General features: G+C 70.7%; 21 protein-coding genes. 2 read left to right on the forward strand and 19 right to left on the reverse strand.

Annotation, left to right across the window (positions count from 1 at the left end):
- Positions 1 to 13 precede the first annotated feature (13 nt).
- The 9 genes from ACFC06_RS02690 to ACFC06_RS02730 form a co-directional block, all read right to left on the reverse strand.
- Entirely contained in the window at positions 14 to 1,393 is a 1,380-nt protein-coding gene (locus ACFC06_RS02690) for a hypothetical protein (RefSeq protein WP_375927147.1), read from the reverse strand.
- A gap of 9 nt (positions 1,394 to 1,402) precedes the next feature.
- Positions 1,403 to 2,230: an ABC transporter permease gene (locus ACFC06_RS02695; RefSeq protein WP_375927150.1), complete on the reverse strand. Its 828-nt coding sequence runs from the start codon at positions 2,228 to 2,230 to the stop codon at positions 1,403 to 1,405.
- Positions 2,231 to 2,253: 23 nt separating this feature from the next.
- Positions 2,254 to 3,192 carry an ATP-binding cassette domain-containing protein gene (locus tag ACFC06_RS02700; RefSeq protein WP_375927153.1) on the reverse strand — a complete coding sequence of 313 codons (939 nt, stop codon included), beginning with the start codon at positions 3,190 to 3,192 and terminating at the stop codon, positions 2,254 to 2,256.
- Positions 3,189 to 4,409 carry a glycosyltransferase gene (locus ACFC06_RS02705; RefSeq protein ID WP_375927156.1) on the reverse strand — a complete coding sequence of 407 codons (1,221 nt, stop codon included), beginning with the start codon at positions 4,407 to 4,409 and terminating at the stop codon, positions 3,189 to 3,191. Before ACFC06_RS02705 ends, ACFC06_RS02700 begins: the two co-directional genes overlap by 4 nt.
- 4 nt (positions 4,410 to 4,413) lie before the next feature.
- Positions 4,414 to 5,898, reverse strand: a complete 1,485-nt coding sequence (locus tag ACFC06_RS02710; RefSeq protein WP_375927159.1) for a condensation domain-containing protein — start codon at positions 5,896 to 5,898, stop codon at positions 4,414 to 4,416.
- Between the two features lie 417 nt (positions 5,899 to 6,315).
- Positions 6,316 to 7,620 (reverse strand): diacylglycerol/lipid kinase family protein, encoded by a 1,305-nt coding sequence (locus ACFC06_RS02715; protein WP_375935159.1) that lies wholly within the window; start codon positions 7,618 to 7,620, stop codon positions 6,316 to 6,318.
- A 55-nt stretch (positions 7,621 to 7,675) separates the two neighbouring features.
- Positions 7,676 to 8,107, reverse strand: coding sequence for an acetyltransferase (locus tag ACFC06_RS02720; protein ID WP_375927162.1), 432 nt, complete (start codon positions 8,105 to 8,107; stop codon positions 7,676 to 7,678).
- A gap of 23 nt (positions 8,108 to 8,130) precedes the next feature.
- Positions 8,131 to 9,735 carry an MFS transporter gene (locus ACFC06_RS02725; protein ID WP_375927165.1) on the reverse strand — a complete coding sequence of 535 codons (1,605 nt, stop codon included), beginning with the start codon at positions 9,733 to 9,735 and terminating at the stop codon, positions 8,131 to 8,133.
- A gap of 17 nt (positions 9,736 to 9,752) precedes the next feature.
- Complete coding sequence (locus tag ACFC06_RS02730; protein ID WP_375927167.1) at positions 9,753 to 10,286, reverse strand: hypothetical protein; 534 nt, start codon at positions 10,284 to 10,286, stop codon at positions 9,753 to 9,755.
- Positions 10,287 to 10,678: 392 nt separating this feature from the next.
- Between ACFC06_RS02730 and ACFC06_RS02735 the strand changes: the two genes are divergently transcribed.
- The gene (locus ACFC06_RS02735) at positions 10,679 to 11,050 is read left to right on the forward strand and encodes a YybH family protein (RefSeq protein ID WP_375927169.1); all 372 of its coding nucleotides are present in this window, start codon (positions 10,679 to 10,681) and stop codon (positions 11,048 to 11,050) included.
- Positions 11,051 to 11,053: 3 nt separating this feature from the next.
- Here ACFC06_RS02735 and ACFC06_RS02740 read toward each other — a convergent pair whose 3' ends face one another.
- Entirely contained in the window at positions 11,054 to 11,395 is a 342-nt protein-coding gene (locus ACFC06_RS02740) for a hypothetical protein (RefSeq protein WP_375927171.1), read from the reverse strand.
- 166 nt (positions 11,396 to 11,561) lie between these two features.
- Between ACFC06_RS02740 and ACFC06_RS02745 the strand changes: the two genes are divergently transcribed.
- On the forward strand, positions 11,562 to 12,284 hold the full coding sequence (locus ACFC06_RS02745) for a 2'-5' RNA ligase family protein (RefSeq protein WP_375927173.1): 723 nt from the start codon (positions 11,562 to 11,564) through the stop codon (positions 12,282 to 12,284).
- Here the strand turns inward: ACFC06_RS02745 and ACFC06_RS02750 are convergent.
- From ACFC06_RS02750 to ACFC06_RS02790, 9 genes are all read right to left on the reverse strand, one after another.
- Positions 12,274 to 12,612, reverse strand: coding sequence for a 4Fe-4S dicluster domain-containing protein (locus tag ACFC06_RS02750; RefSeq protein ID WP_375927175.1), 339 nt, complete (start codon positions 12,610 to 12,612; stop codon positions 12,274 to 12,276). The two genes, ACFC06_RS02745 and ACFC06_RS02750, sit on opposite strands and share 11 nt — an antisense overlap.
- Entirely contained in the window at positions 12,609 to 14,201 is a 1,593-nt protein-coding gene (locus ACFC06_RS02755; RefSeq protein ID WP_375927177.1) for an FAD-binding protein, read from the reverse strand. The genes ACFC06_RS02750 and ACFC06_RS02755 overlap by 4 nt, the downstream gene beginning before the upstream one ends.
- A 223-nt stretch (positions 14,202 to 14,424) precedes the next feature.
- On the reverse strand, positions 14,425 to 15,351 hold the full coding sequence (locus ACFC06_RS02760; RefSeq protein WP_375927179.1) for a TauD/TfdA dioxygenase family protein: 927 nt from the start codon (positions 15,349 to 15,351) through the stop codon (positions 14,425 to 14,427).
- 107 nt (positions 15,352 to 15,458) lie between these two features.
- A complete protein-coding gene (locus tag ACFC06_RS02765; protein WP_375927180.1) occupies positions 15,459 to 16,799 on the reverse strand; it encodes an LLM class flavin-dependent oxidoreductase in 1,341 nt (446 codons plus the stop codon).
- A 13-nt stretch (positions 16,800 to 16,812) separates the two neighbouring features.
- Complete coding sequence (locus ACFC06_RS02770) at positions 16,813 to 17,700, reverse strand: ABC transporter permease (RefSeq protein ID WP_375927182.1); 888 nt, start codon at positions 17,698 to 17,700, stop codon at positions 16,813 to 16,815.
- Entirely contained in the window at positions 17,693 to 18,553 is an 861-nt protein-coding gene (locus ACFC06_RS02775; protein WP_375927184.1) for an ABC transporter ATP-binding protein, read from the reverse strand. Before ACFC06_RS02775 ends, ACFC06_RS02770 begins: the two co-directional genes overlap by 8 nt.
- Complete coding sequence (locus ACFC06_RS02780; RefSeq protein WP_375927187.1) at positions 18,550 to 19,632, reverse strand: ABC transporter substrate-binding protein; 1,083 nt, start codon at positions 19,630 to 19,632, stop codon at positions 18,550 to 18,552. The genes ACFC06_RS02775 and ACFC06_RS02780 overlap by 4 nt, the downstream gene beginning before the upstream one ends.
- Positions 19,633 to 19,952: 320 nt before the next feature.
- Positions 19,953 to 20,684, reverse strand: coding sequence for an IclR family transcriptional regulator (locus ACFC06_RS02785; protein WP_375927189.1), 732 nt, complete (start codon positions 20,682 to 20,684; stop codon positions 19,953 to 19,955).
- 95 nt (positions 20,685 to 20,779) lie between these two features.
- Positions 20,780 to 20,950 carry a hypothetical protein gene (locus tag ACFC06_RS02790; RefSeq protein WP_375935733.1) on the reverse strand — a complete coding sequence of 57 codons (171 nt, stop codon included), beginning with the start codon at positions 20,948 to 20,950 and terminating at the stop codon, positions 20,780 to 20,782.
- Between the last annotated feature and the right edge of the window lie 12 nt (positions 20,951 to 20,962).

Below are 20,962 nucleotides of genomic sequence, written 5' to 3' on the forward strand. Positions count from 1 at the left end.
CCGGAGAGGGTGATTACCAGTAGTGCGGCCGCAGGTCCCAGGACGCGAGTTCGGCCGTCAGCTGCTCGCGCAGGCTCGCGCGGGTGGGGAAGCGGTCGGGGTCGGCGCCGGTGACGGCGAGGGTGACGGTGTGGCCGTCGGTGGAGAACGACAGGTTGACCCCGACCTCGACGCGCCGGAACATGGCCGGATCGTTGGCGCAGACCACCGGGCGCATGAGTACCGCGGTGGCGCGGTGCCCGGCGAAATCGGCCACACCGAGGGCGGATTCGCCCAGGTTGGTGCACAGGCATTCCGGGGCCTTGGCGGTGCGGGCGAACCAGCGCAGGACCGCTTGCGGGAGCACCATCTGCAGTGGTTGCAGGTGTTGCAGGGCCGGGGTGGTGGCCGGGTCCCGGTAGGCGGTGGCCGCCTGCTTGACGGCCGTGCGGACGACGGCCAGGTCGATGGGTTCCCCGGCGCGGTAGGTGAGGGCGATCGGCAGACCGGTGGTGGCATTGGCGCGCGGATCGCCGGGCACGCGCAGTGAGTGCGGGACGTCGACGCGGATCTCGGCGGCGTCGCCGACCCTGCCGGAACGGCCGAGCAGACCGGCGCCCACGGCGATGAGCAGGCCGTTGGTGGTGCCGTGGTGACGGCGGGCCACGGTTTCCCACTGGTCCAAGTCGATCTGGGCGACGAGGTCGGCGGGCGCCCATCGCGCGGGGTGGGGGAGTTCGGGCAGTGGCGGTCGGGGGTTGCGGGCAGGCTCGGTGACGGTTCGGCTCGCGATGGCCGCGCGGATACCGCGTGCGATGGCGCGGGTCTGCCCGGCGGCGTCGGAGAGGTTCACGCGCAACGGGTTTCGTGGCGCGGTCCCGACCAGGTGTCCGGAGCTGGTGGCGCGGTCGGGTTGCTCGTGCGCGGCCAGCCGGGCCAGTGCGTCACCGACGGCGAACAGCACCGCGCCGCCGTCGGAGACGACATGGGAGGTCACCAGCGAGACCAGTGTTCCCCCGGACACGGTGGGGGCCGCCGAGAGCTGCCAGACGCGTCCGGTCGCCGGGTCGAAATCCACGCGGCCGCGGTCGAAGAACCAGTCGAGGATCTCGGCCTCGGCCACCGGTGCCGTGTCCAGGTCCAGCGGCAGCGAATCGGTGGCGGGCAGCCAGTACGGGCGGGCGAACGGCAGCCGTGCGGGGTGCACGCGCCGGGCCAGGAAACCTTGCGCGAGGTGGGCGTGCAGCCGGGTCAGCACCGGGTGGGGCAGCGGTTCGTCGAAGCGCCAGGCGAGCTGGTTGACCAGGGCGTTGCCGTAGAGGCTGTGCAGTTTCAGGAACAGGTCGTCGTCGGCGGTGAGGCGGTTGACGGCGGCGGGCGCGAGCGTGGTCGCGGCCGGGGCGGTGAGTGTCATGGGAACTCCTCAGCGGGCGCGCAGGGTGCGCACGGTCAGGGGCGCGAAGACGGCGGCCACGGCGAACGAGGCCACGATCGACCACAGGGCGTCGGTGCCGACGACACCGTCCTCGGCGAGCGCGCGCACCGCGGACACGAGATAGGAAACCGGGTTGTAGTCGGATACGAAGGCGAGCCAGGTGGGCATGGATTCCTCGGGAACCAGCGCGTTGGAGGCGAAGCTGAGGAAGGTCAGCACCAGCATCGACATGCCCTGCACCGCCGCCGGTCGCGACACGGTGACCCCGATGAACGCGAACAGCCAGCTGATCGCCGTGGTGGCCAGCACCACCAGCACCGCCCCGGCGGCGAAGCCGAGCGGGTGCTCGGGCCGGTAGCCCATCGCGAATCCGACGATCACCACGGTCGTCGCGGCCAGCACATAACGGGTCGCCCCGGCCAGCAGCGCGCCGGCGACGGGCGCGGAGCGGGCGATCGGCATGGCGACGAACCGGTCGAATACGCCGGACCGGATGTCCTCGGAGAGCTGGACGCCGGTGGCCACCGACGAGGTGAGCACGATCTGCACGAGCACTCCGGGGATGAGGATCGGCAGGTACGCCTGCATGCTCCCGGCGATGGCGGTGCCGAAGATGCTGCCGAACAGCACCGGCCCGACGATGGGCAGCAGTAGCGCGTCGTAGAGCAGCTGCGGGCTGTGGCGGAAGGTGAGCAGGCCGCGCCAGGCCATCATCAGCGCATGGAACAGCGCGGCGCGCGGCCCCACCCGGGTGACGCGGGGGCGGCGGTCGATCGTCGTGGGCGCGGGGGCGATCTCGGTGGCGGTGAGAGTCATTGCGGGCCTCGGGCTTTCGCGGGTCAGGCGGCGGTGCCGGTGAGAGCGAGGAAGACCTCGTTGAGATCGGGACGGTCGACGGCGAAGCCGCGCAACGGGATCGCGGCCGCGCGGCAGGCGGCGACGATGTCGGCGGCGGTACCCGCGTCGGCCAGGGCGACGGTGAGGGTGCCCGCCGTCGAACCCTCCGGGATCTCGCCGGTGAGCCCGACGACGATCCCCTCGGCGCGGGCGGAGTCGGCGGGGTCGGCGAGGTCCAGCCGCAGCACCTGCTCGCCGATGGAGGACTTCAGTTCGGTGGCCGTGCCCTCGGCGACGATCGCGCCGCGGTCGATGACGGCGATCCGGTCGGCGAGTGCGTCGGCCTCCTCGAGGTACTGCGTGGTGAGCAGCACGGTCGCGCCCCGGGCGACGAGGCGCCGGATCACGCCCCACATCTTGTCGCGGGTGTGCGGGTCCAGGCCGGTGGTCGGCTCGTCGAGGAAGATCAGCGGGGGATCGGTGATCAGCGTCGCCGCCAGGTCGAGCCTGCGCCGCATGCCGCCGGAGAACTGCGCCACCGGACGGTCGGTCACCGCGGACAGCTCGAATTCCGCGAGCAGCTCGGCGCTGCGGTCGGCGGCCGCGCGGCGCGAGAAGCCGAGCAGGCGGGCGAACAGGCGCAGGTTCTCCCCGGCGGTGAGGGTTTCGTCGACGGAAGCGTACTGGCCGGTGAGCCCGATCAGGGAGCGCACGGCGGTGGCGTCGCGCACGATGTCGTAGCCGAAGATCTCGGCACTGCCGCGGTCGGGACGCACGAGGGTGGCGAGCATGCGCACGGTGGTGGTCTTGCCCGCGCCGTTCGGGCCGAGCAGCGCGAAGACGGAACCGGCCGCGACGGTGAGGTCCACGCCGCCGACGGCCTGGAAATCGCCGTAGGACTTGCCGAGTCCGGTGGTGCGGATGGCGAGGTCGGTGCTCATCGGAGCCTCCTGGGGGCGGGGATCGGGGCGGCCAGGGCCGCGACGGTGTCGGCGGCGCGGTCGACACCGTCGTCGGTGTAGTCCGTGGCGTACGCGGCCGCGCGCAGCACGACGTCGGGATCGGCGACGCGGTCGAGCAGTTCGGTGAGCCGGTCGCTGGTGAGGTCCTTCGCTCGCACGGTCGCGGCGAGGCCGAGCTGCCGCAGGGCCGCGCCCCAGTAGGGCTGGTCGGCCTGCACCGAGCAGATCACCTGGGGCACACCGGCTCTCAGCGCGGCCGCGGTCGTGCCCGCGCCACCGTGGTGCACGGCGGCGACGCAGCGCGGCAGCACGGCGGCGTGGTCGACGTGCGCCACGACCGCCACCGCCTCGTCGATTTCCGGCGGGAGGGGACTCCAGCCGCTGGCCAGCAGCAGCCGTCGGCCGCGCCGTGCGCACACCTCCCGCAGCATCGCGGCGAAGGCGAGCGGATCGCCGACATCCATCGACCCGAAGCCGACATAGACCGGTGCGCTGCCCGCCGAGAGCCAGGCGTCGAGATCGGGATCGGCGGGTGGCCGCAGCAGGCCGTCGCGGTCGGTCGGGAAGCCGGTGAACGGGCCGGGCAGCTGCGCGCGCAGGCCGGGGAACAGGTCCGGGTCGTAGGCCTGGATCGCGACGGTGGCGGTGTGGGCCTGCGCGCGGGGCAGGATCGGGGCGAGGGCGGCGGCGCGCAGACCGGTGAGGATCGTCCAGCCGAGCCGGTGCACGGCTGCGGGCAGACGCCGCGCCCACGGGGCGGGCACGACCGGGACGGCGGTATTGGGCTGGATCGGGAAGAAGTGCAGCGCGGCGAACGGCAGGCCGTGTGCCCGCGCCGTCGCGGCCGCGGCCTCCTCGCCGGCCATACCGGCCACGACCACATCGTGTCCGGGCACGAGTGCGCGCAGGTCACGCACCATTTCCGGTACGCCGCGGCGTTGCAGATCGAGCGCGGCGCGCAGCCGGGCACGGGGGTCGCGGCTGCCGAATCGGGTGTCGGTGCGCTGCGCCAGCAGCAGCGCGGCGCTGTCGTAGCCGTACGGGACGGCCGCGATGCCGTGCGCCTCGGCGAACGGGACGAGGTTCGGCGCCAGCGCGAGCGTCACCTCGTGACCGCGCTCGCGCAGCGCGTGGGCCAGCAGAATGCCGGGTTGCGCGTCGCCCCGGCTGCCGGTGAAGGCCAACAGTGCCCGCATCCGCTCACCCCACCTGGGCCGCGCCGGTCAGCGGGTCCGGGGCGCCATGGGAGGCGTCCGGTGCTTGCGCGTACCCGACCGGGTCGGCGGCGGAGTGCGCGGCCGCGACGAGCTGCGCGTGCGGTGCCGGCGCGGACTCCATCGCGGTGATCGCGCGCAGTGCGTGGCCGAACTCGGTCAGGAATTCCTCCATCACCTCTGCGGGGAAACCGGCCGGGTAGCGGGTGGAGACGTAGAGACCGTCGGCGGCGCGCACGACCCACAGGAACACCTCGTCGGGGGAGTACGACTCGGCGCGCAGGGTGCGTCCGCGCAGGTCGGCGACGAGTTCGTAGCCGGGCAGCACCCGGATGTCGAGGAAGGAGACGCCGAAGCGCGGCGTCTCGGCGACCTGCAGCAGTTCGAGCACGCGGCTCCACGACGCGTCGCCTGCCGTGCGGGCGCGGCGCAGGGCGGCGCGGGTGCGGTCGAGCGCGTCGGCGACACCGTCGGTGTCGGTGAGGGCGATGTCGACCGGCACCACATTGACGAACCAGCCCATCGATTCCAGCCAGCGCAGATCCGGCCGGGTCGCGATCGGCATGACGGTGCGCAACCCGCTCTCACCGAACCGCTGCCGGTTGGCCAGCGCCAGCCCCGCGAACACGGCCACCGACAGGCGGTGCCGGATCGCGTCCAGCGCGGCCTCGACCCGTTCGAGGTCGGCCAGGTCGAGCACCCGGCGCGACACGCTGGGCTGCGGCAGGCCTGCCTCGACCGGGCGCTGGGCGTGCGGGGCGAAGCGCGGCATGGACCCGCCTGCGAGGAATTCACGCCAGGTCGTGACGGCGGGGCAGGAGGGCTGGAGCGCTAGGGCGGCCGCTCGTTCGAGCACCGCGAAGTCGGCGGCGCTGCCGAAGGTGGCCGACGCCCGCGACGGCAGACCCTCGACCGCCTCGCGGTAGAGCGCGCGCAGTTCCAGGATCAGGATGGCCTGCGAGTAGGCGTCGAGCACCGAGTGATCGGCGGCCACCACGACGGTGAAGTCGGCGGTGTCCGGATGCTCGACGGTGGCGGCCAGGCAGTGCGGCCACACCAGCGGCGACAGGCGCAGTTCCAGTGCGCCCCGCAGGAATTCGTTGATCTCGGTGCCGTCGGTGAGCCCGTCGATGGGCTGTTCGGCGAGGACCAGGTCGTCCACGGCGGCGGTGAGCCGGGTGCGGGCGGACGGATCGACGGTGGTGCGCAGGCCCTCGTGGCGCGCGTGCCAGCGCCGCAGCGTCTCCCGCCAAGCCTGGGCCAGGAACGGGGCGTCCATCTCGAACACGGTGCCGATCCAGCGGCCACGACCCGGCAGCGGGTCGGCCGGGTCGACTCCGGCGCAGTATCCGGCGTGCACGCTGGTGAGCGGGCGGGCGTCGGGCTGCCAGGCCGCACCGGGCAGTTCCGGGGTCCAGATCGACAGCATTCCGGGGCGGATCTCGAATTCGGACAGGTGGGTGTATTCCATGACCGGGTTCACCTCGTGACGAATACAGGCCGAAGCGGCGGAAGACGGATTCGAAAAGGGGCACGTCGATGTGACACCACTGATGCTCTGGATCTTCGACGGTGGATATTCCCGGGAAGCCTCGGCGGGTTCGATGCTATAGCCAGAGCGCCGGAATTCATGCCTGTGAGTGCGGTCACCGATCCGCTGAACAATACTTTCTGATCAAAATAGACGGGGGCGGCCGCAGCGGATTATCGGTGGCGCGCACACTATTTCGGGTGGAGGAAATGGTGGACATCGGTGTCCATCGAGAGTTTTGTTCACGCGAGCCGGATATACGGTGTAGTCGTCGTCACAGTCCGGGGGAATCGTTGTCCGGTGCCGTTTTCCGTCCGTTCACTTGCGACGATCCGGCAGCGGTGGAATCGGCCCGGATCACCGGCCGCGGAAGGCCAGATCGCGCAACCGGAGCCAATCGATCGTGGGCGCGGCGGGTGGCGTTCCCGGCCGGTTCCTCGGCACCCACACCCGCAGCGCGCCCGGTTCGACGACACACCGGACGGGGGTGTCGAGTTCGAGGGACTCGCCGTCGACACCGACCGGGATACGTGGCGCGTCGGCGTCGACGGTGACCTCGGGCGCGGTGCGCTGGGTCAGGCCGCGGCTGCGGGTGCGGCGGATCAGGCCGACCGCGTCGCGGGTGCTCGCGACGGTGAGGGTGACCGCGCCGAGCAGGCCCCGGTCGAGCCGTTCGCGGCGGCTCAGGCCCGCGAGGTCGCTGGTGCCGTACGGGTTGTTGCTCACCAGGATCGCCTGGGCGCCCGTGACGGTCGTCCCGTCGATCCGCGCGACGAGATGGTTGCCGCGATGACCCGCGAGCAGGTCGGGGAGCAGTCGCAGCACCGTCGCGGTCTTGTCGTCGCGGTAGGCGGGACTGCGCACGATCTCGGCGTAGACACCGAACGACGCGTTGTTGACGAACGGCAGGCCATTGATCCGGCCCAGGTCCACGCGCAACTCGACCCCGTCGCTCAGCGCGTCGAGACCGGCGGCGGGATCAGCGCGATCCAGCCCCAGGTCCATCGCGAAATGGTTCCGGGTCCCCGCGCTGATCACCAGGAACGGCAGCCCGTGCTCGGCCGCGACACCCGCGACCAGGGCCTGCGTGCCGTCACCACCGGCGACGCCGAGCAGGTCCGCGCCGCGCGCCACGGCGGCACGAGCCAGGGCGACGACATCGACCTGGCCGGTCAGCAGCACGACTTCGGCCCCGAGCTCCTCGGCCCGGCGCGGCAGCTCGAACCGCTCGACCTTCCCGCCGCCGGAACGCGGATTCATGATCAGGAACGGGTGCCGGGCCCGGGCGGCGGGTAGTTCGGGGGCGGTGGTGCGCGAAGTCTCCGGGCGCAGGGCGATCCGCGCGCAGGCCAGGGCGGCCAGGGCGGCCGCCGCGGCGAGCAGCACCACCCACAGCAGATGCGCACGCACGAACAGTGCCACGACCACGATCGGGGTGAGGGCCGCGATGACCAGCGACGCCCAGCGCAGCAGTCCGTACCGGGTCAGCAACCAATAGAGCGCCGCCGTCGTGACCACGACACCGCCGGCCCCCACGATCAGCAGCCCGACCGTGCCCACCACTCCGGCGAACACCACCGGCACCGCGATGGTCACCGCGGCGAACAGGTAGGCGGCCCTGGCCGACCAGCGCCGCACCCGCGTCCCGGAATCCTCGGTCATCGCGTGGCGGACCGATTCCGGGGGCAAGTCGCCGTCGCCCACGATGCGGTGGTCGTCAGTGCCGGGGCTGCCAGGTGCTGACCGCCCAGATGACGAGCACGCTGAGCGCGATGATCACGATCGACCACGCCGGGTAGTACGGCAGGGAAAGGAAATTCGCGACGATCACCAGGGCCGCCACCGCCAAGGCGGAATACCGGCCCCACGCCGCTCCCAGGACCAGGCCGACGCCGACGATCAACCCCAGCACGCCGAGAACCACATGGATCCAGCCCCAGGTCGTCGTATCGAAGCGGTACACGTATTCGACTCCGGCGACATACAATTCGTCGTTCGCCAGCGCCGCGATGCCCTGCAATACCGAGGCCGCCGCCATGATGAGCAACAGGCAGGCGGCCACCACGGAAATGCCCTCCGCGACGGCCTGTTTCTGAAATGGTTCTTCCACCGGCGACGTCATTCGTGTCGAACCTGTATTTCCGGTCATTTCCGAATTCTATCCGGCGACACTCAGCCTGAACCGCTCGATTCGGTCGCGGGCCGACGCGGCACCAAACCGGTGCCGAACAGTGCCATCACCGCGATCAACGCGGTCACGGCGAAAGCCACCTGCAAGGCTTCGAGCCGGGCCTCGGCGTTGACGTCCGCGATGGTCTCGGCGGTGGCGTCGTCCACGCCCGCGGCGTCGAGTGCCTCGTGCACCTGCTTGTCGGACAGGAACGGCACGCCCTGGGCCAGATCCGTGGTGGCCTGCGCCTGGACCGATGCCGGGACCGCCGGATTGCCCTCGATGCCCGCCAGCGCCGCGGAGGACAGCGTGGCGATCAGCACCGAGCCGATCAGCGCGGTACCCAGCGACGCGCCGAGTGTGGTGGCGGTGTTCTGCAGGCCGCCGACCTCCGCACTGCGCGAATCCGGAACAGCAGACACCGTGACCGCGCCCAGCTGCGAGGCCAGCGCGCCCAGTCCCAGGCCCATCAGCACCATCGGGATCGCCACCACGCTCGCGTCGGCCCCGGGATCCATTCCGGCCGCGAGGATCAGCACCCCGACGATCATCACGCCCAGCCCGAACCGGACCACCCGGCGCGGATCGGCCCGCGGGCGCAGTCGCGGGATGCCCACCGCGGCCAGGACCAGGGCGATCGACAGCGGCAGGATGCGGACGCCGGTCTCGAGCGCGCTGAGTTCGAGCACCACCGACAGGAACAGCGGCACCGCGAAGAAGACCCCCGCCTGCACGGCGAACTGCGCGAAGAACATGGTCGACCCGCCGACCAGTTGCCGGTTGCGCAGCAGCGCCGGGTCGATGAGCGGTTCCCGGCCGCGGCGCACCAGCCAGTTCTGCCTGCGCAGGAACAGATACAGCGTGAGCAGGCCGCCGATGAGCAACCAGAACACCGCCGAGAGCCCGAACAGTGCCGGTGCGCCGGTCTCGGGCCGCACCCACCCCCATTCGCTCGACCGCAGCACCCCGAACACGATCGCGCCCAGGCCGATCGCCGACAGCACCGACCCGACCAGGTCCAGTTCGACCCGGGGTGCGGGGGCGTCCTGGATCCGGCGCAGTACCAGCAGGATCGCCACCACGACGACCACCTCGCCGAAGAAGACGTAGCGCCAGGACGCGAAGGTGGTCACCGCGCCACCGAGCAGCGGGCCGACGGCGACGGCCATCGCGCCCGCCGCCGCCACCAGTCCGTAGGCCGCGGGCCTGCGCTCGGCGGCGAAGTTCCCCGCGACGAGCGAGACGATCGCGGGCATGATCAGGGCGGCACCGATGCCCTCGAGCAGCGACCAGCCCAGCAGCAGGACCGCCAGATTCGGCGCCGCGCCGGTGACCAGCGAGCCGATACCGTAGACGACCAGGCCGATCCCGAACACCCGGCGCCGTCCCAGGATCGCGCCCACCTTGCTGCCGGTGATCATCAGCGAGGCCATGACCAGGGTGTAGAGCGTGATCGCGGACTGGATGCCGGTGATGGTGGTGCCGAGATCCTGCGCGACGGTGGCCATCGACACGTTCATCACCGAACTGTCCAGCGTCATCAGGAACTGGCCGGAGGCCAGGACGGCCAGCACGATCGCACTCGACTTCACCGGTGGCGCCGACATCGGCATGCTCCTCGGGGTCAGTGGGTCAGGACGACTTTGACCACCACGATCGCGGTGGCCACACAGGTCAGCAGCAGGGCACCGGTCAGCGTCGACCGGTCCGGGCGCGCACCCTGCAGCCGCCGGATGACGAAGACGATGCCGCCGATGCGGACCAGCATCACGGCCTCGGCGAGGATCTGCGCGGTGCGCGGTTCGAGCCAGCCGATCGCCGCGACCGCGAGGATCACGCACGGCAGCACGGCGGAGGTGAGGATGGGCAGCGAGTCGCGCAGGTCGGTCCAGCGCTCGAGCCCGGTCGGTGGCTGATCCGACCGCACCGACCGGCCGATGTTCTCGGCGAAGGCGTGCGCGACGAAGGTCGACAGGGCGGTGCCGAGCACGACGAGGATGCCGACGTTCTCGTTCGACGGCGAGACCGGGATCAGCGCGGCCAGAATCAGGATGTTGCCGTAGATGTAGGCGCTGATCCGGCTGGCGGCATTGCGCTGGTCGAGCGGGACCCGGGAGAACAAGGGCCCGTGCAGGAGCTTGTGTCTGTTGCCTTCCATCGGCCCTCACCGTGGTCGTCGGGTGACACCCCTCTGGTGAACTATAGGCGCCCTCGGGGCTCGTTATCTGCGCGTTATCACAGCGTTGCCCAGCCGAAGCCGGTTGCTATGGTGGCGCGCGGAAGTTTGTTCGTTCGACCGTGAGGAAGACCATGGGAAGCACTGCCCTCGACGTCATCGCGTTGCTCGTGAACCGCGCCGCCGAGTTCTGGAACTGGATGGCGACCGGCTCGTCGGGGTTCCCGCCGCTGTGATCGGTTGAGGCACGCTGACGAAACCCCCGAACAGCCACCGGCTTTCGGGGGTTTCGTCGTCTGCGCTCCGGTGCGCCGAACGTGTCGGACCCCGGCGTTACCGTTGTCGCACAGCCCATATCGAGGACAGGGGTGGCGATGACCGAGAACGACAACGCCGCGCGCGAACGTGCCCGGCGCCCGGAAGACCTGAGCAGGCTCGTGGTCGAACGGCTCAACGCCGGCGATGTGGACGGTCTGGTGGAGCTGTACGAGTCCGACGCGGTGCTCGCCCTGCCCGACGGTGTCGTCGCGACCGGGATCGAGCAGATCAGGGCCGCCTACACGCGGCTGGTGGCCTCGCGGCCGGTGTTCCAGCCGGGCGCGCAATCGCCCGCCCTACGCGCGGGCGACCTCGCGCTCACCTCGTCGCGGCTGCCCGGCGGTGGTGGGGCCACGGTGGAAGTCGCGCGGCGGCAGCCCGACGGGAGCTGGCGATGGATCCTGGATCAGCCCAACGTGCTGGGCTGAGCGTCAGTTCTGCTGCAGGCCGGAGTTCAGCACGACGACCACCTTGTCGGCGGTCACCTCGCTGACCCGGACATCGACCCCGTCGGCGGCCTGGGACTGACCCACCGGCACGGTGATCTGCTGGCCACCGATGCTCAGGGTGACCAGGTCACCGTTGACGGCGACGAGCTCGGCGTCGATCCCGAGGACCGAGGCCTTGGCCTGCACCCCGCGCTCGAAGGTGATGGTGCAGCCGCCGACGGTGCACTCGGAGGTGGTGCCGGGGCCGGTCATGGTGCAGGCGGTGGCGGCGAGGGGAAGCAGCAGGGCGAACGCGCAGAGCGAGATCAGCCGTCGAACAGGCATGCCGGTCAGTGTAGTGCGCGCAGGCGCGCCGTGGCTCGAAGCGCTGACTCGGGATCGAAGAGGCAACGGAACGGTCTCGTCGTGTTGCGGGCCCACAGCGCCGGGGAATACCGTCGCTGAGAGGTAACTGGCATCGCAGCACCGGCCGAGATCGGGAGGTGGGACCATGATCGCGAGCGAGATGACGGTTGCCAGCCGCTGGTGGTGGCGGCCGGGGTGGACACCGGGGCGTTCCTTCTACGACTGGCAGATCGTGCCCACCCAGACCGTCGCCGACAAACTCGTCGAGATCTTCGCGCCGACGCTGGCCCGATTACCCGGGCTCGAGCAGGTCGACGCCGCCCGTCTGCGGATCGGGGTGCAGGGCATCGGTTTCGTCGACGGCGTCAAGGGCGTGCATCTGGCGGCGCTGGTCGCCGGGGCGCGCGACCTGCTGGCCGAGCACGCGCCGTTCCCGCTCACATTCGGTCCGCCCATGGTCGCCGACGACTCGATCCGGCTGCCGATCGCCCTGCCCGAGGAACTGGTTCGCGTGCGCGAAGACCTCACCCGCGCGCTGAGCGAGGTATGGATCCGCGAGCGCATCCCCGAATTCGGCGAGCCGCTGCAGCCCTACCTGGCCCTGGCGCACGCGACCGAGCCGTCTTCGCGCGACCGGATCCGCGCGGCCCTGGCCGAGGACGGTTTCGTCGACTTCACCCTCGACGACACGGTCTCGGCCGTGTCGATGGTCGAATTGCTCTGCGAGAACGGCCGATACGACTGGTCGGAGGTCAGCACCGCCGACCTGCTGCGCGATCCCACTCCGGTCGTGGAGCGCACCGTCTTCGACGATCCGCTGTTCGGGCCGCTGCGCACGCCGGAGCGGGATCGGCTGCTCAGGAACTGAGCCGCGGCGGCGGGGTGCCGTGCGGGAGCCGGGGTCCCACCGCGAGCCGGGCACCCGGTGTGCGGCCGCGTCCCCAGCCGAGTTTCTCCCGGTAGCCACCGATGTGCTCGGTCGGCACCGCGGCACCGGCGGGCAGCGGGGTGACCTCCGGGGCGACGTAGAGCGCGTCGACCGGGCAATACGCCTCGCACAGGAAGCATGTCTGGCAGTCGGACTGCCGGGCGATGACCGGGATGCCGCTGTCGGTGCTGTCGAACACATTGGTCGGGCAGGCGGCCACGCACTTGTCGCAGCCGATGCAGTCGTCGGCGCGCAGCAGCTCGATCACGACGCCACCGCCAGTGCCCGCTCGCGGGTGGGCGCCGGATCCGTCCACGGCGCGTCCAGTCCGCCGGAGAGCAGATGATGGTGCTGGGCCGGGTCCAGGTCCGGATGATCGGCGCGCTTGCTCATGCCGCGGGTCTCGGTGCGCGCCAGCGCCGACCGGTACATGAGCCGCCCGACCGCGGTGATGGCCGCGGCCTGACGGGCCCGGATCCGTTCGTCCCCGCTCGACCCGCCGAGCCCGTCGGACGCGGCCGACCACAGCTCGTCGAGCCGGGCCAGCGCCGGGCGAAGCCGCTCGCCGTGGCGCAGGAAATTGTGCTCGATCGGCAGCAGTTCGGCCTGCGCGGCGGCCACCACCTCGGCAGCCGACACCGACGGCCCACCCTCGGGCCGTAGTCCGACGCCACCGAGACCGCGCACCGCGCCGGTGCCGACCTCGGCCGTCCGCGCGTAGCGGGCCGCGCCCGCACCCGCCCAGCTGCCCGACGACATCGCCCAGGCCGCGTTGTGGCTGCCACCGCCGGTGAACCCGCCACAGATCCGTTCCCTGGTCGCCGCGTCACCGGCGACATACAGGCCGGGAACCGTTGTCGCGCAATCGTCGTCGACCACATCGATGCCGCCGGTGCCGCGCACGGTGCCCTCGGCGAGCAGATCGATCTCGAAGCGCTGGGTGAACGGATCGATGCCGCGCCGGTCGAACTGCAGGAAGAAGTTGGGCTGACCCACCCGCATCTGTGCCTGCACGGTCGCGTCCGCGCGATCGAGCTGGGCGAACACCTTCTCCTGCAGCAGGGTGCGCGCGATCACCGAGCGGCCGCGCGCCGAGCCTGCCTCCTCGAGCACCCGGCCGTCGGCGCCGAAGAAGGTGGCGTAGCCGTAGTAGGCGGTCTTGGTGATGGTGGAACCCTTGGGCACCAGCGCGTAGGCGTTGGAGAACTCCATGCCGGAGAAGCGGGCACCGGCCTCGGCCGCCATGAGCGCGCCGTCGCCGGTGTCGACATTGGTGCCCAGCGCCCGCGACAGGAACGCGCAGCCACCCGTGGCCAGCACCACCGCGCCCGCGGTGATCCGGTAGTCGCGGTCGAGCTGACGCTGATGGCCCGCCGCGCCACGGACCGCGCCGGACTCGTCGACGAGCAGTTCCAGGGCGGGACTGTGATCGTGGACCCGGACGCCGATCCGCGTCAGCCAGGCCCGCATCCGGCGCATGTACTCCGGGCCCTGCACGCCCGTGCGCAGCGGTGTGCCGGTCGCCGGGTCGACCGGGAACGGGTACCGGCCCTCGACGGCGAGCCGGTTCATGTTCGTGTAGGTCTGATCCAGGACGCGATCCATCCAGTGGTGATCGGCGAGATAGCCGCCCAGCGCCTCCCGGCTCGCCTTCGCGGCGGCGCGCGCCTCGGCCTCGGGCGCCACGTACCAGACACCGGTACCCGACGGCGCGGTCGCGCCACTGGTGCCGCAGTAGCCCTTGTCGACCAGGACCACGTCGGCCCCCGTCTCACGGGCGTGGATGGCCGCCCAGCACGCGGCCGGACCACCGCCGATGATGAGCACATCGGTGCTCGCCTGCAATATCTCGCTCATAGGAAGCTGTCCTTGTTATTGGAGCGCTGGCGCGCTCGAGTTCGCGCCCCTTGGGCGGTCCCGTCGATCAGGCGCCGTTGCTTGCTCCTTCGTCGCGTACGCAACGGCACCTGATCGACGGGACGGGCGCGAACCGCCGACTGCGTCGGCGATCCCTCCTCGGGGTCGGGATGTGGGGGTCGGTGGTGCCCGGAGCGATTGCGTCGGGCACCACCGTGGTTTGTCAGGCGCCGGTGAATTTGTCGCCGGCGATCGGGCGGGAGGGTTGGCCGTCCACGCCGACCGGGATGTCGCCCTCGAGGGTGGTGCGGTAGAGCACGCGGGTGACGTCGAGGTGGTCGAGGTCGCTGGGGGCGAGGTGGGCGGTGGCGCGGTTGTCCCAGAACGCGATGCTGCCCTTCTCCCAGCGGAACCGCACGGTGTAGGCGGGGTGGGAGATCTCGTCGAAGAGCAGCTGCAGCAGGGCGTCGCTCTGCGGCGGGGTCAGGCCCAGGATGCGGGTGGTGAAGCCGGGGTTGACGAACAGTGCGCGCTCGCCGGTCACCGGGTGCACGCGGACCACCGGGTGCTCGGTGACCAGCGGTGCGGCGGCGATCTTGCGGGCGTACTCGCTGTCGGCCTCCCACTGCGGGATCCGGCCACCGAAACGGTGCTCGGCGCGCAGGCCGTCGAGGAAGGTGCGCAGCGATTCCGGCAGCGCCGCGTAGACCGCCGCGAGGTTGGTCCACTGGGTGTCGCCGCCGATCTCCGGGGCGATCTCGGCGCGCAGGATGGAGGCCGCGGGCGGGTTGATCAGCGGGGAGACATCGGTGTGCCACTTGTTGGTGTAGCTGAACTTCTTGCGGCCGAACTTCTTCTCGTAGAGCCTGCTGTCGACGGCGAGGATCTCGGGGTGCTCGGTGGGCGCGTCGTCGTCGTACGGGTGCGAGGGGGTGACGGCGCCGAAGCGGCGGGAGAACGCGATCTGCTCGGCGTGGCCGATCTGCTGGTCGCGGAAGAACAGCACCTTGTGCCGGTGCAGCGCCTCGGTGAGCTCGCCGACCTGGGTCTCGGTGAGCTCCTCGCGCAGGTCGAGGCCGGTGACCTCGGCGCCGATGTGGCCCGCGACGGGCGCGATGGTGACGGTGCGGGTGTTCTCGATAGTGGTCATGTCGATGGTCCTTCGGGTGGAGCCGGAGTGGAAGCGAGGTGGACCCCGGTCCGGACAGGAGCTGGCGATCACCCGCATGAGGTCGATCTCGATCCGGCGGGCACGCATCAGGCGCTGACCCGCGAATCCCGCTGGGCGAAGCGGTTGCCCACCGGGTCCAGTCCGTAGTGCCCACGCAGGGTGGTGGATTCGTAGTCGGTGCGGAACAGGCCGCGCTCCTGCAGGATCGGCACCACCCGGTCGACGAACTCCGCCAGCCCGCCGGGCAGATACGGCGGCATGATGTTGAAGCCGTCGGCCGCGCCCGCGTCGAACCAGCGCTGCAATTCGTCGGCCACCTGCTCGGGCGTGCCCGCGAAGGTGCGGTGCCCGCGGCCACCACCGAGCTTGCCGATGAGCTGGCGCACGGTCAGGTCCTCGGTCTCGGCCAGCTCCTTGACCAGCGTGAACCGGCTCTTGCCGCCCTCGATCTCGCTCTCGGCGGGCAGCGGCGGCAGCGGGGCGTCCAGCGCGTGCGCGGTGAGGTCGACCCCGAGCATGGTGGAGAGCTGACGCAGCGCGTAGTCGGGGGAGATGAGGTCGGTGAACTCCTGCTCGAGCGCCCTGGCCTCCTCGGCGGTGTCGGCGATGAACGGCACCAGCCCCGGCAGCACCTTCAGTTCGTGCTCGGCCCGGCCGTACTTCGCCAGGCGCGACTTCAGGTCGCGGGAGAAACGCACGCCCTCCTCGAGGGTGCGTTGCGCGGTGAACACGGCCTCGGCGTGCTGGGCGGCGAACTCCTTGCCCGATTCCGAGGACCCGGCCTGCACCAGCAGCGGCCTGCCCTGCGGGCCCCGCGGCGAATTGAGCGGTCCGCGCACCCGGAACCGCTCCCCGGTGTAGTCGAGGGTGTGCACCTTGGTGGGATCGGCGAAGACACCGGTCTCGGTGTCGAGCACGATCGCCTCGGATTCCCAGCTGTCCCACAGCGCGAGCGCCACGTCGACGAACTCCGCGGCCCGTTCGTAGCGGCGCGCGTGCTCGGGAATGGCGTCGAGCCCGAAGTTGTAGGCCTCGTCGACGGTGCCGGAGGTGACGATGTTCCAGCCGGCCCGCCCGCCGCTGATGTGGTCGAGCGAGGCGAATTTGCGGGCCAGGTTGAACGGCTCGTTGTAGCTGGTCGACGCGGTGGCGATCAGTCCGATCCGCTCGGTGACCGCCGCGACGGCGGCCAGCAGCGTCACCGGCTCGAACACCGTGAGCGCATTGCGTTCGACGCGCGGGCCGACGGCGAGGGTGTCGGCGAAGAACACCGAGTCGAGCTTGCCGCGTTCGGCGATCCGGGCGACCTCCTGGAAGTGCCGCACATCGAGCACCCGGTGTTCCTCGGTGCGCGGATGCCGCCAGGCCGCCTCGTGGTGGCCGACGCCCATCAGGAAGGCATTGAGATGAAAGGTCCTGCGAGACAAGGAATTCTCCTGATCAGATGGTGGCGGCGGCGGTGCGCCAGCGGGAGAGGCGGCGCTCCAGGGCGACGAGGGCGACATTGAATCCGAGGCCGATCAGCGAGATCGCCACGATCCCCGCGTACATCTGCGGGATCTGGAAGTTCTGCTGGGCGGCGGTGATCAGATAACCGAGCCCGGCCCTGGCCCCGATCATCTCGGCGGCGATGAGGACCAGGATCGACCCCGAGGCCGCCATCCGGATGCCGGTGAAGATCGAGGGCACCGCCGCGGGCAGGATCACCTTCTGGAACAGCCGCAGCGGCGAGAAGCCCAGCGACACCGCCGATTTCACCAGCAGCGGGTCCACCGTGCGGACCCCGGTGATGGTGTTGAGCAGGATCGGGAAGAAGGTGGCGTAGCCGATCAGCGCGATCTTGGAGGTCTCGCCGATCCCGAGGATGAGCACGAACACCGGCAGCAGCGCCAGGGCGGCGGTGTTGCGGAACAGCTCGAGCACCGGGTTGAGGAAGTCCGAGACCGGCTTGTACCAGGCGATGGCGATACCGGCGGGCACCGCGATCACCAGTGCGATGGAGAACCCGGTGACCGAGCGGGTGAGGCTGGCCGAGATGTGGTCGCCGAGCTGGCCGTTGGCCGCCAGCTCGAAGAACGCCTGCACGACGATCGAGAACGGCGGCAGGAACACCTCGTCCACCAGGCCGAAGCGCGGCGCGAGTTCCCAGGCGCCGAGCAGCAGCGCGAAGGCCAGCAGCGGCTTGGCGATGCGGATCAGCAGCCTGCCCGCGGTCGCGGCCGCCCGGGTGACGCTGCCGGGAACCGCGCGGGCCGGTGCCGCGGCGGGTGCGGGTGCCGGGGGGACGAGATCGGTGGGCCGGTCGAGGACCGGGACGGCGCTAGACATGGGCGGGACTCCTGTCGGTGGATGCCTCCGAGGCGGTGCTGTCCTCGGCGGCGGCGAGCTCGAGCTGCTGGGCCCGGCTCACCTCGCTCTGCAGTTCGGTCCAGATCCGGTGGCGGTACTCGCGGAACTGCTCGCTGGACCGGACGTCGATATCGCCACCGCGCGCGATGTCGATATCGATGACGGCCTTGATCCGGCCCGGTCGCGAGGTGAGCACCGCGACCCGCTGACCCAGGTAGACGGCCTCGTCGATGCCGTGGGTGATGAACAGGATGGTCTTGCCGGTGGCTTCCCAGATGCGCAGCAGTTCGTCCTGCAGCGACTCCCTGGTCTGGGCGTCGAGCGCGGCGAACGGCTCGTCCATCAGCAGCACCTCCGGGTCGAAGGCCAGGCTGCGCGCGATCGCGACCCGCTGCTTCATCCCGCCCGAGAGTTCGTGCGGATACCGGTCACCGAATCCGGTGAGGCCGACCAATTCGAGATAGTGATCGGCGATCGCTTTGCGTTCCTTGCGCGGTACGCCCTTGGCCTCGAGCCCGAACTGGATATTGGCGCGGGCGGTACGCCACGGCAGCAGCGCGTACTGCTGGAACACCACCCCGCGGTCGAGGCCGGGTCCGGAGATCGGGGCGCCGTCGAGCAGGATGCGGCCCGAACTCGGGGTGCTCAGCCCGCCGAGCAGGTCGAGCAGGGTGGACTTGCCCGAACCACTCGGGCCGACCAGGACCAGGAATTCCCCGGCGCCGACCTCGATGGAGATGTCGTCGATGGCGGTGAAACGCTCGGCGCTGCCCCGGACGGCGAACTGCTTGCCGACGCCCTGGAGTGCGAGTTTGACTGCGGTGCTGCTCATTTCGCGGCCACCACCTCTCCGGTCGGTCCGCTCTCGGGCTGGTAGGTGCCGTTGGCGTAGGGGTTGTCCTTGTTGGTGTAGAGGTCGGCGGCGGTGATCTTGCCGCGCTCGAGCTCGCCGTTGCGTTCGAGCCAGTCGATCCAGATCTGGATCTCGCGCTCGGCGATCACCGCGCCGGGGACCGGGATGCCGGAGCTGCGCCAGTAGTCGAGCAGCTTGAGGTTCTCGTTGCGGCCGCGCTTGCTGATGATCTCGGTGAACTTGGCGACCACCTCGTCGCGCGGGGTGATCTGCAGCCAGCGGGTGGCGCGGGCGGTGCCCTGGACGAAGTCCTTCACGGCCTCGGGGTTCTGGGCGATGAAGTCCTTGCGGAAGACGTAGGTGCCGTAGTCGAATTCACCGAAGATGTCCTTGTCGGTGAACAGTGCGTGCAGACCGCCGCGCGGCACCGCGGTCTCGCGGTAGACACCACCCAGCGCGCCGACATCGATCTGCCCGCTGCGCAGCGCCTCCTCGGTGTTGATCGGGGGCACCACGATGAGCTGGACCTGCTTGATCTCGGCCTCGGTCAGGCCCTGCTGGTGCAGCCATTCGCGGGTGACGAACTCGTGGTGCGCGCCGAGGGTGTTGATGCCGACCTTCTTGCCGATCAGGTCACGCGCGGTCTTGATGCCCGCGTCCTCGCGCACGAAATAGCCGGTGAAGGACTTGGCGTCGGAACCGTAGGAACTCAGCACCGCCTGCACGGGCGCACCGCCGGCGGCGAGCTTGACCACCGCGCCGTTGAACGCGCTGCCGAACTCGACCTGCTTGGTGGCCGCGGCCTGGATATTGGCCGGGCCGCTGGTGGTGTCGCTCTCCCACTGCAGGGCGATCGAGCTGAAATAGCCGAGGTCGTCGGCCAGTTCGAAGGGGGTGACCAGGCCGGTCTGCCCCTGGTAGCGCAACACGGTCTTGCCGTCGGCGGTCGTCGGCGTGTCGGAGGCGCCGCACGCGGTGACCACCGCGAGGGCGGCGGGAACGACGAGCGCGGCGGCGAGCGCACGCAGCGGACGTCGTCGCAAGAGGGTGGACAGCATGGTTGGCGAATCTTTCGATGGCGTGCGCGATCGCGCCGCGTGCCGGAAGAAGGCACGCCGCGACGATCCGCACGGAACGGACTAACGGGGGAGAGAAGAAGAACAGGCTGGGCGACGCGCAGACGGTCGCCGGGAGATCAGCGGCGACAGCACCCGGGCGACAGGCGCATCAGGTCCACCGTCCTGCGGCGGACGAGCGCGAGGGTGTCGGTCATGTCGGGACTTTCCTGCCGGGGGATCGGCGAATGATTCGCCGTCTCGAATTCCTATGGTGCGGTGCGTGATACGGGTTGGGCAATATTGTTTTCACATCGTGGAAATCACGGTGCGCCGAATTCGGTAGCGGCGGCGGTGTGGAAATACGGGCCGATCCGCACCGCGATCTGATGCATGGCGGGCACCACGGCGCGCACCAGGTCGTGATCCAGGCGCACCGCCCGCGCCTGCACGCCCAGCGCGCCCCACACCTGCTTGTCCGGGCCGAGCACGGGCACGGCGATGGCGCGGATCGGTTCCTCGCTGTCGATCTCCTCGACCGCGAAGCCGCGCCTGCGCACGGTGTCGAACAGTTCGCGGCGGTCGGCGCCGGTGGCGGTGTGGGCCAGCAGCGCGTGCCCGACCGCGCTGCTGTGCAGTGGGCTGCGTTCGCGGGGGATCTGGTTGTGGCAGAACGAGACCGGCGGACGCGCCTGGAAGACGGTGAGGGCTTCGTCGTCCTCGGGCACGCTCAAGCTGACGGTGATCTTGATGCCGGCCGCCAGCGCGTAGAGATGCGGTGCGGCCGCGTCGAGCCCGAGCCGTGACAGCGCGGGGCGGGCCAGGCAGGCCAGTCCGTGCCCGATCCGGTAGCGGTCGGTGGCGGTGTCCTGTTCGAGCAGCCTGCCGCGCACCAGCGCCTGCGCCAGCCGGAAGGTGGTGCTCACCGGCAGCCCGGCGCGCTGGGCGAGTTCGCTCAGCGACAGCTCCGGATCGCCGCCCTGGAAGCAGTTGAGGACATGGACGGCACGGTCGACGGCGCGGGCCCCGGAACGGGGAACTTCGGTGGCGGTCATGGGCGGCTCCTTCTGGGCGAAGTGCCGTGAACTATCCGCGACGCGCACCCCGGCCCGCAATGGTTCGCCCACCGCTGAGCCGAACTCCCCGCAGGTCAGTCCTGCGCGTCGTCCTCGGCGGGCCGCGGCGCCACCGTCCCCGACACCCGGATCACCCCGGCGTCGAGATCCAGATCGACCCGCGGCCGATGCCCCTGCCCGTCACTGTCCCCACTGCCGTCGTTCTGCAGCTTCTGCCCGGGAAACAGCTCACCCATGATGCCCACGTCTCCACCATA

This window comes from Nocardia sp. NPDC056064, from assembly GCF_042266925.1.
Lineage (GTDB): Bacteria > Actinomycetota > Actinomycetes > Mycobacteriales > Mycobacteriaceae > Nocardia.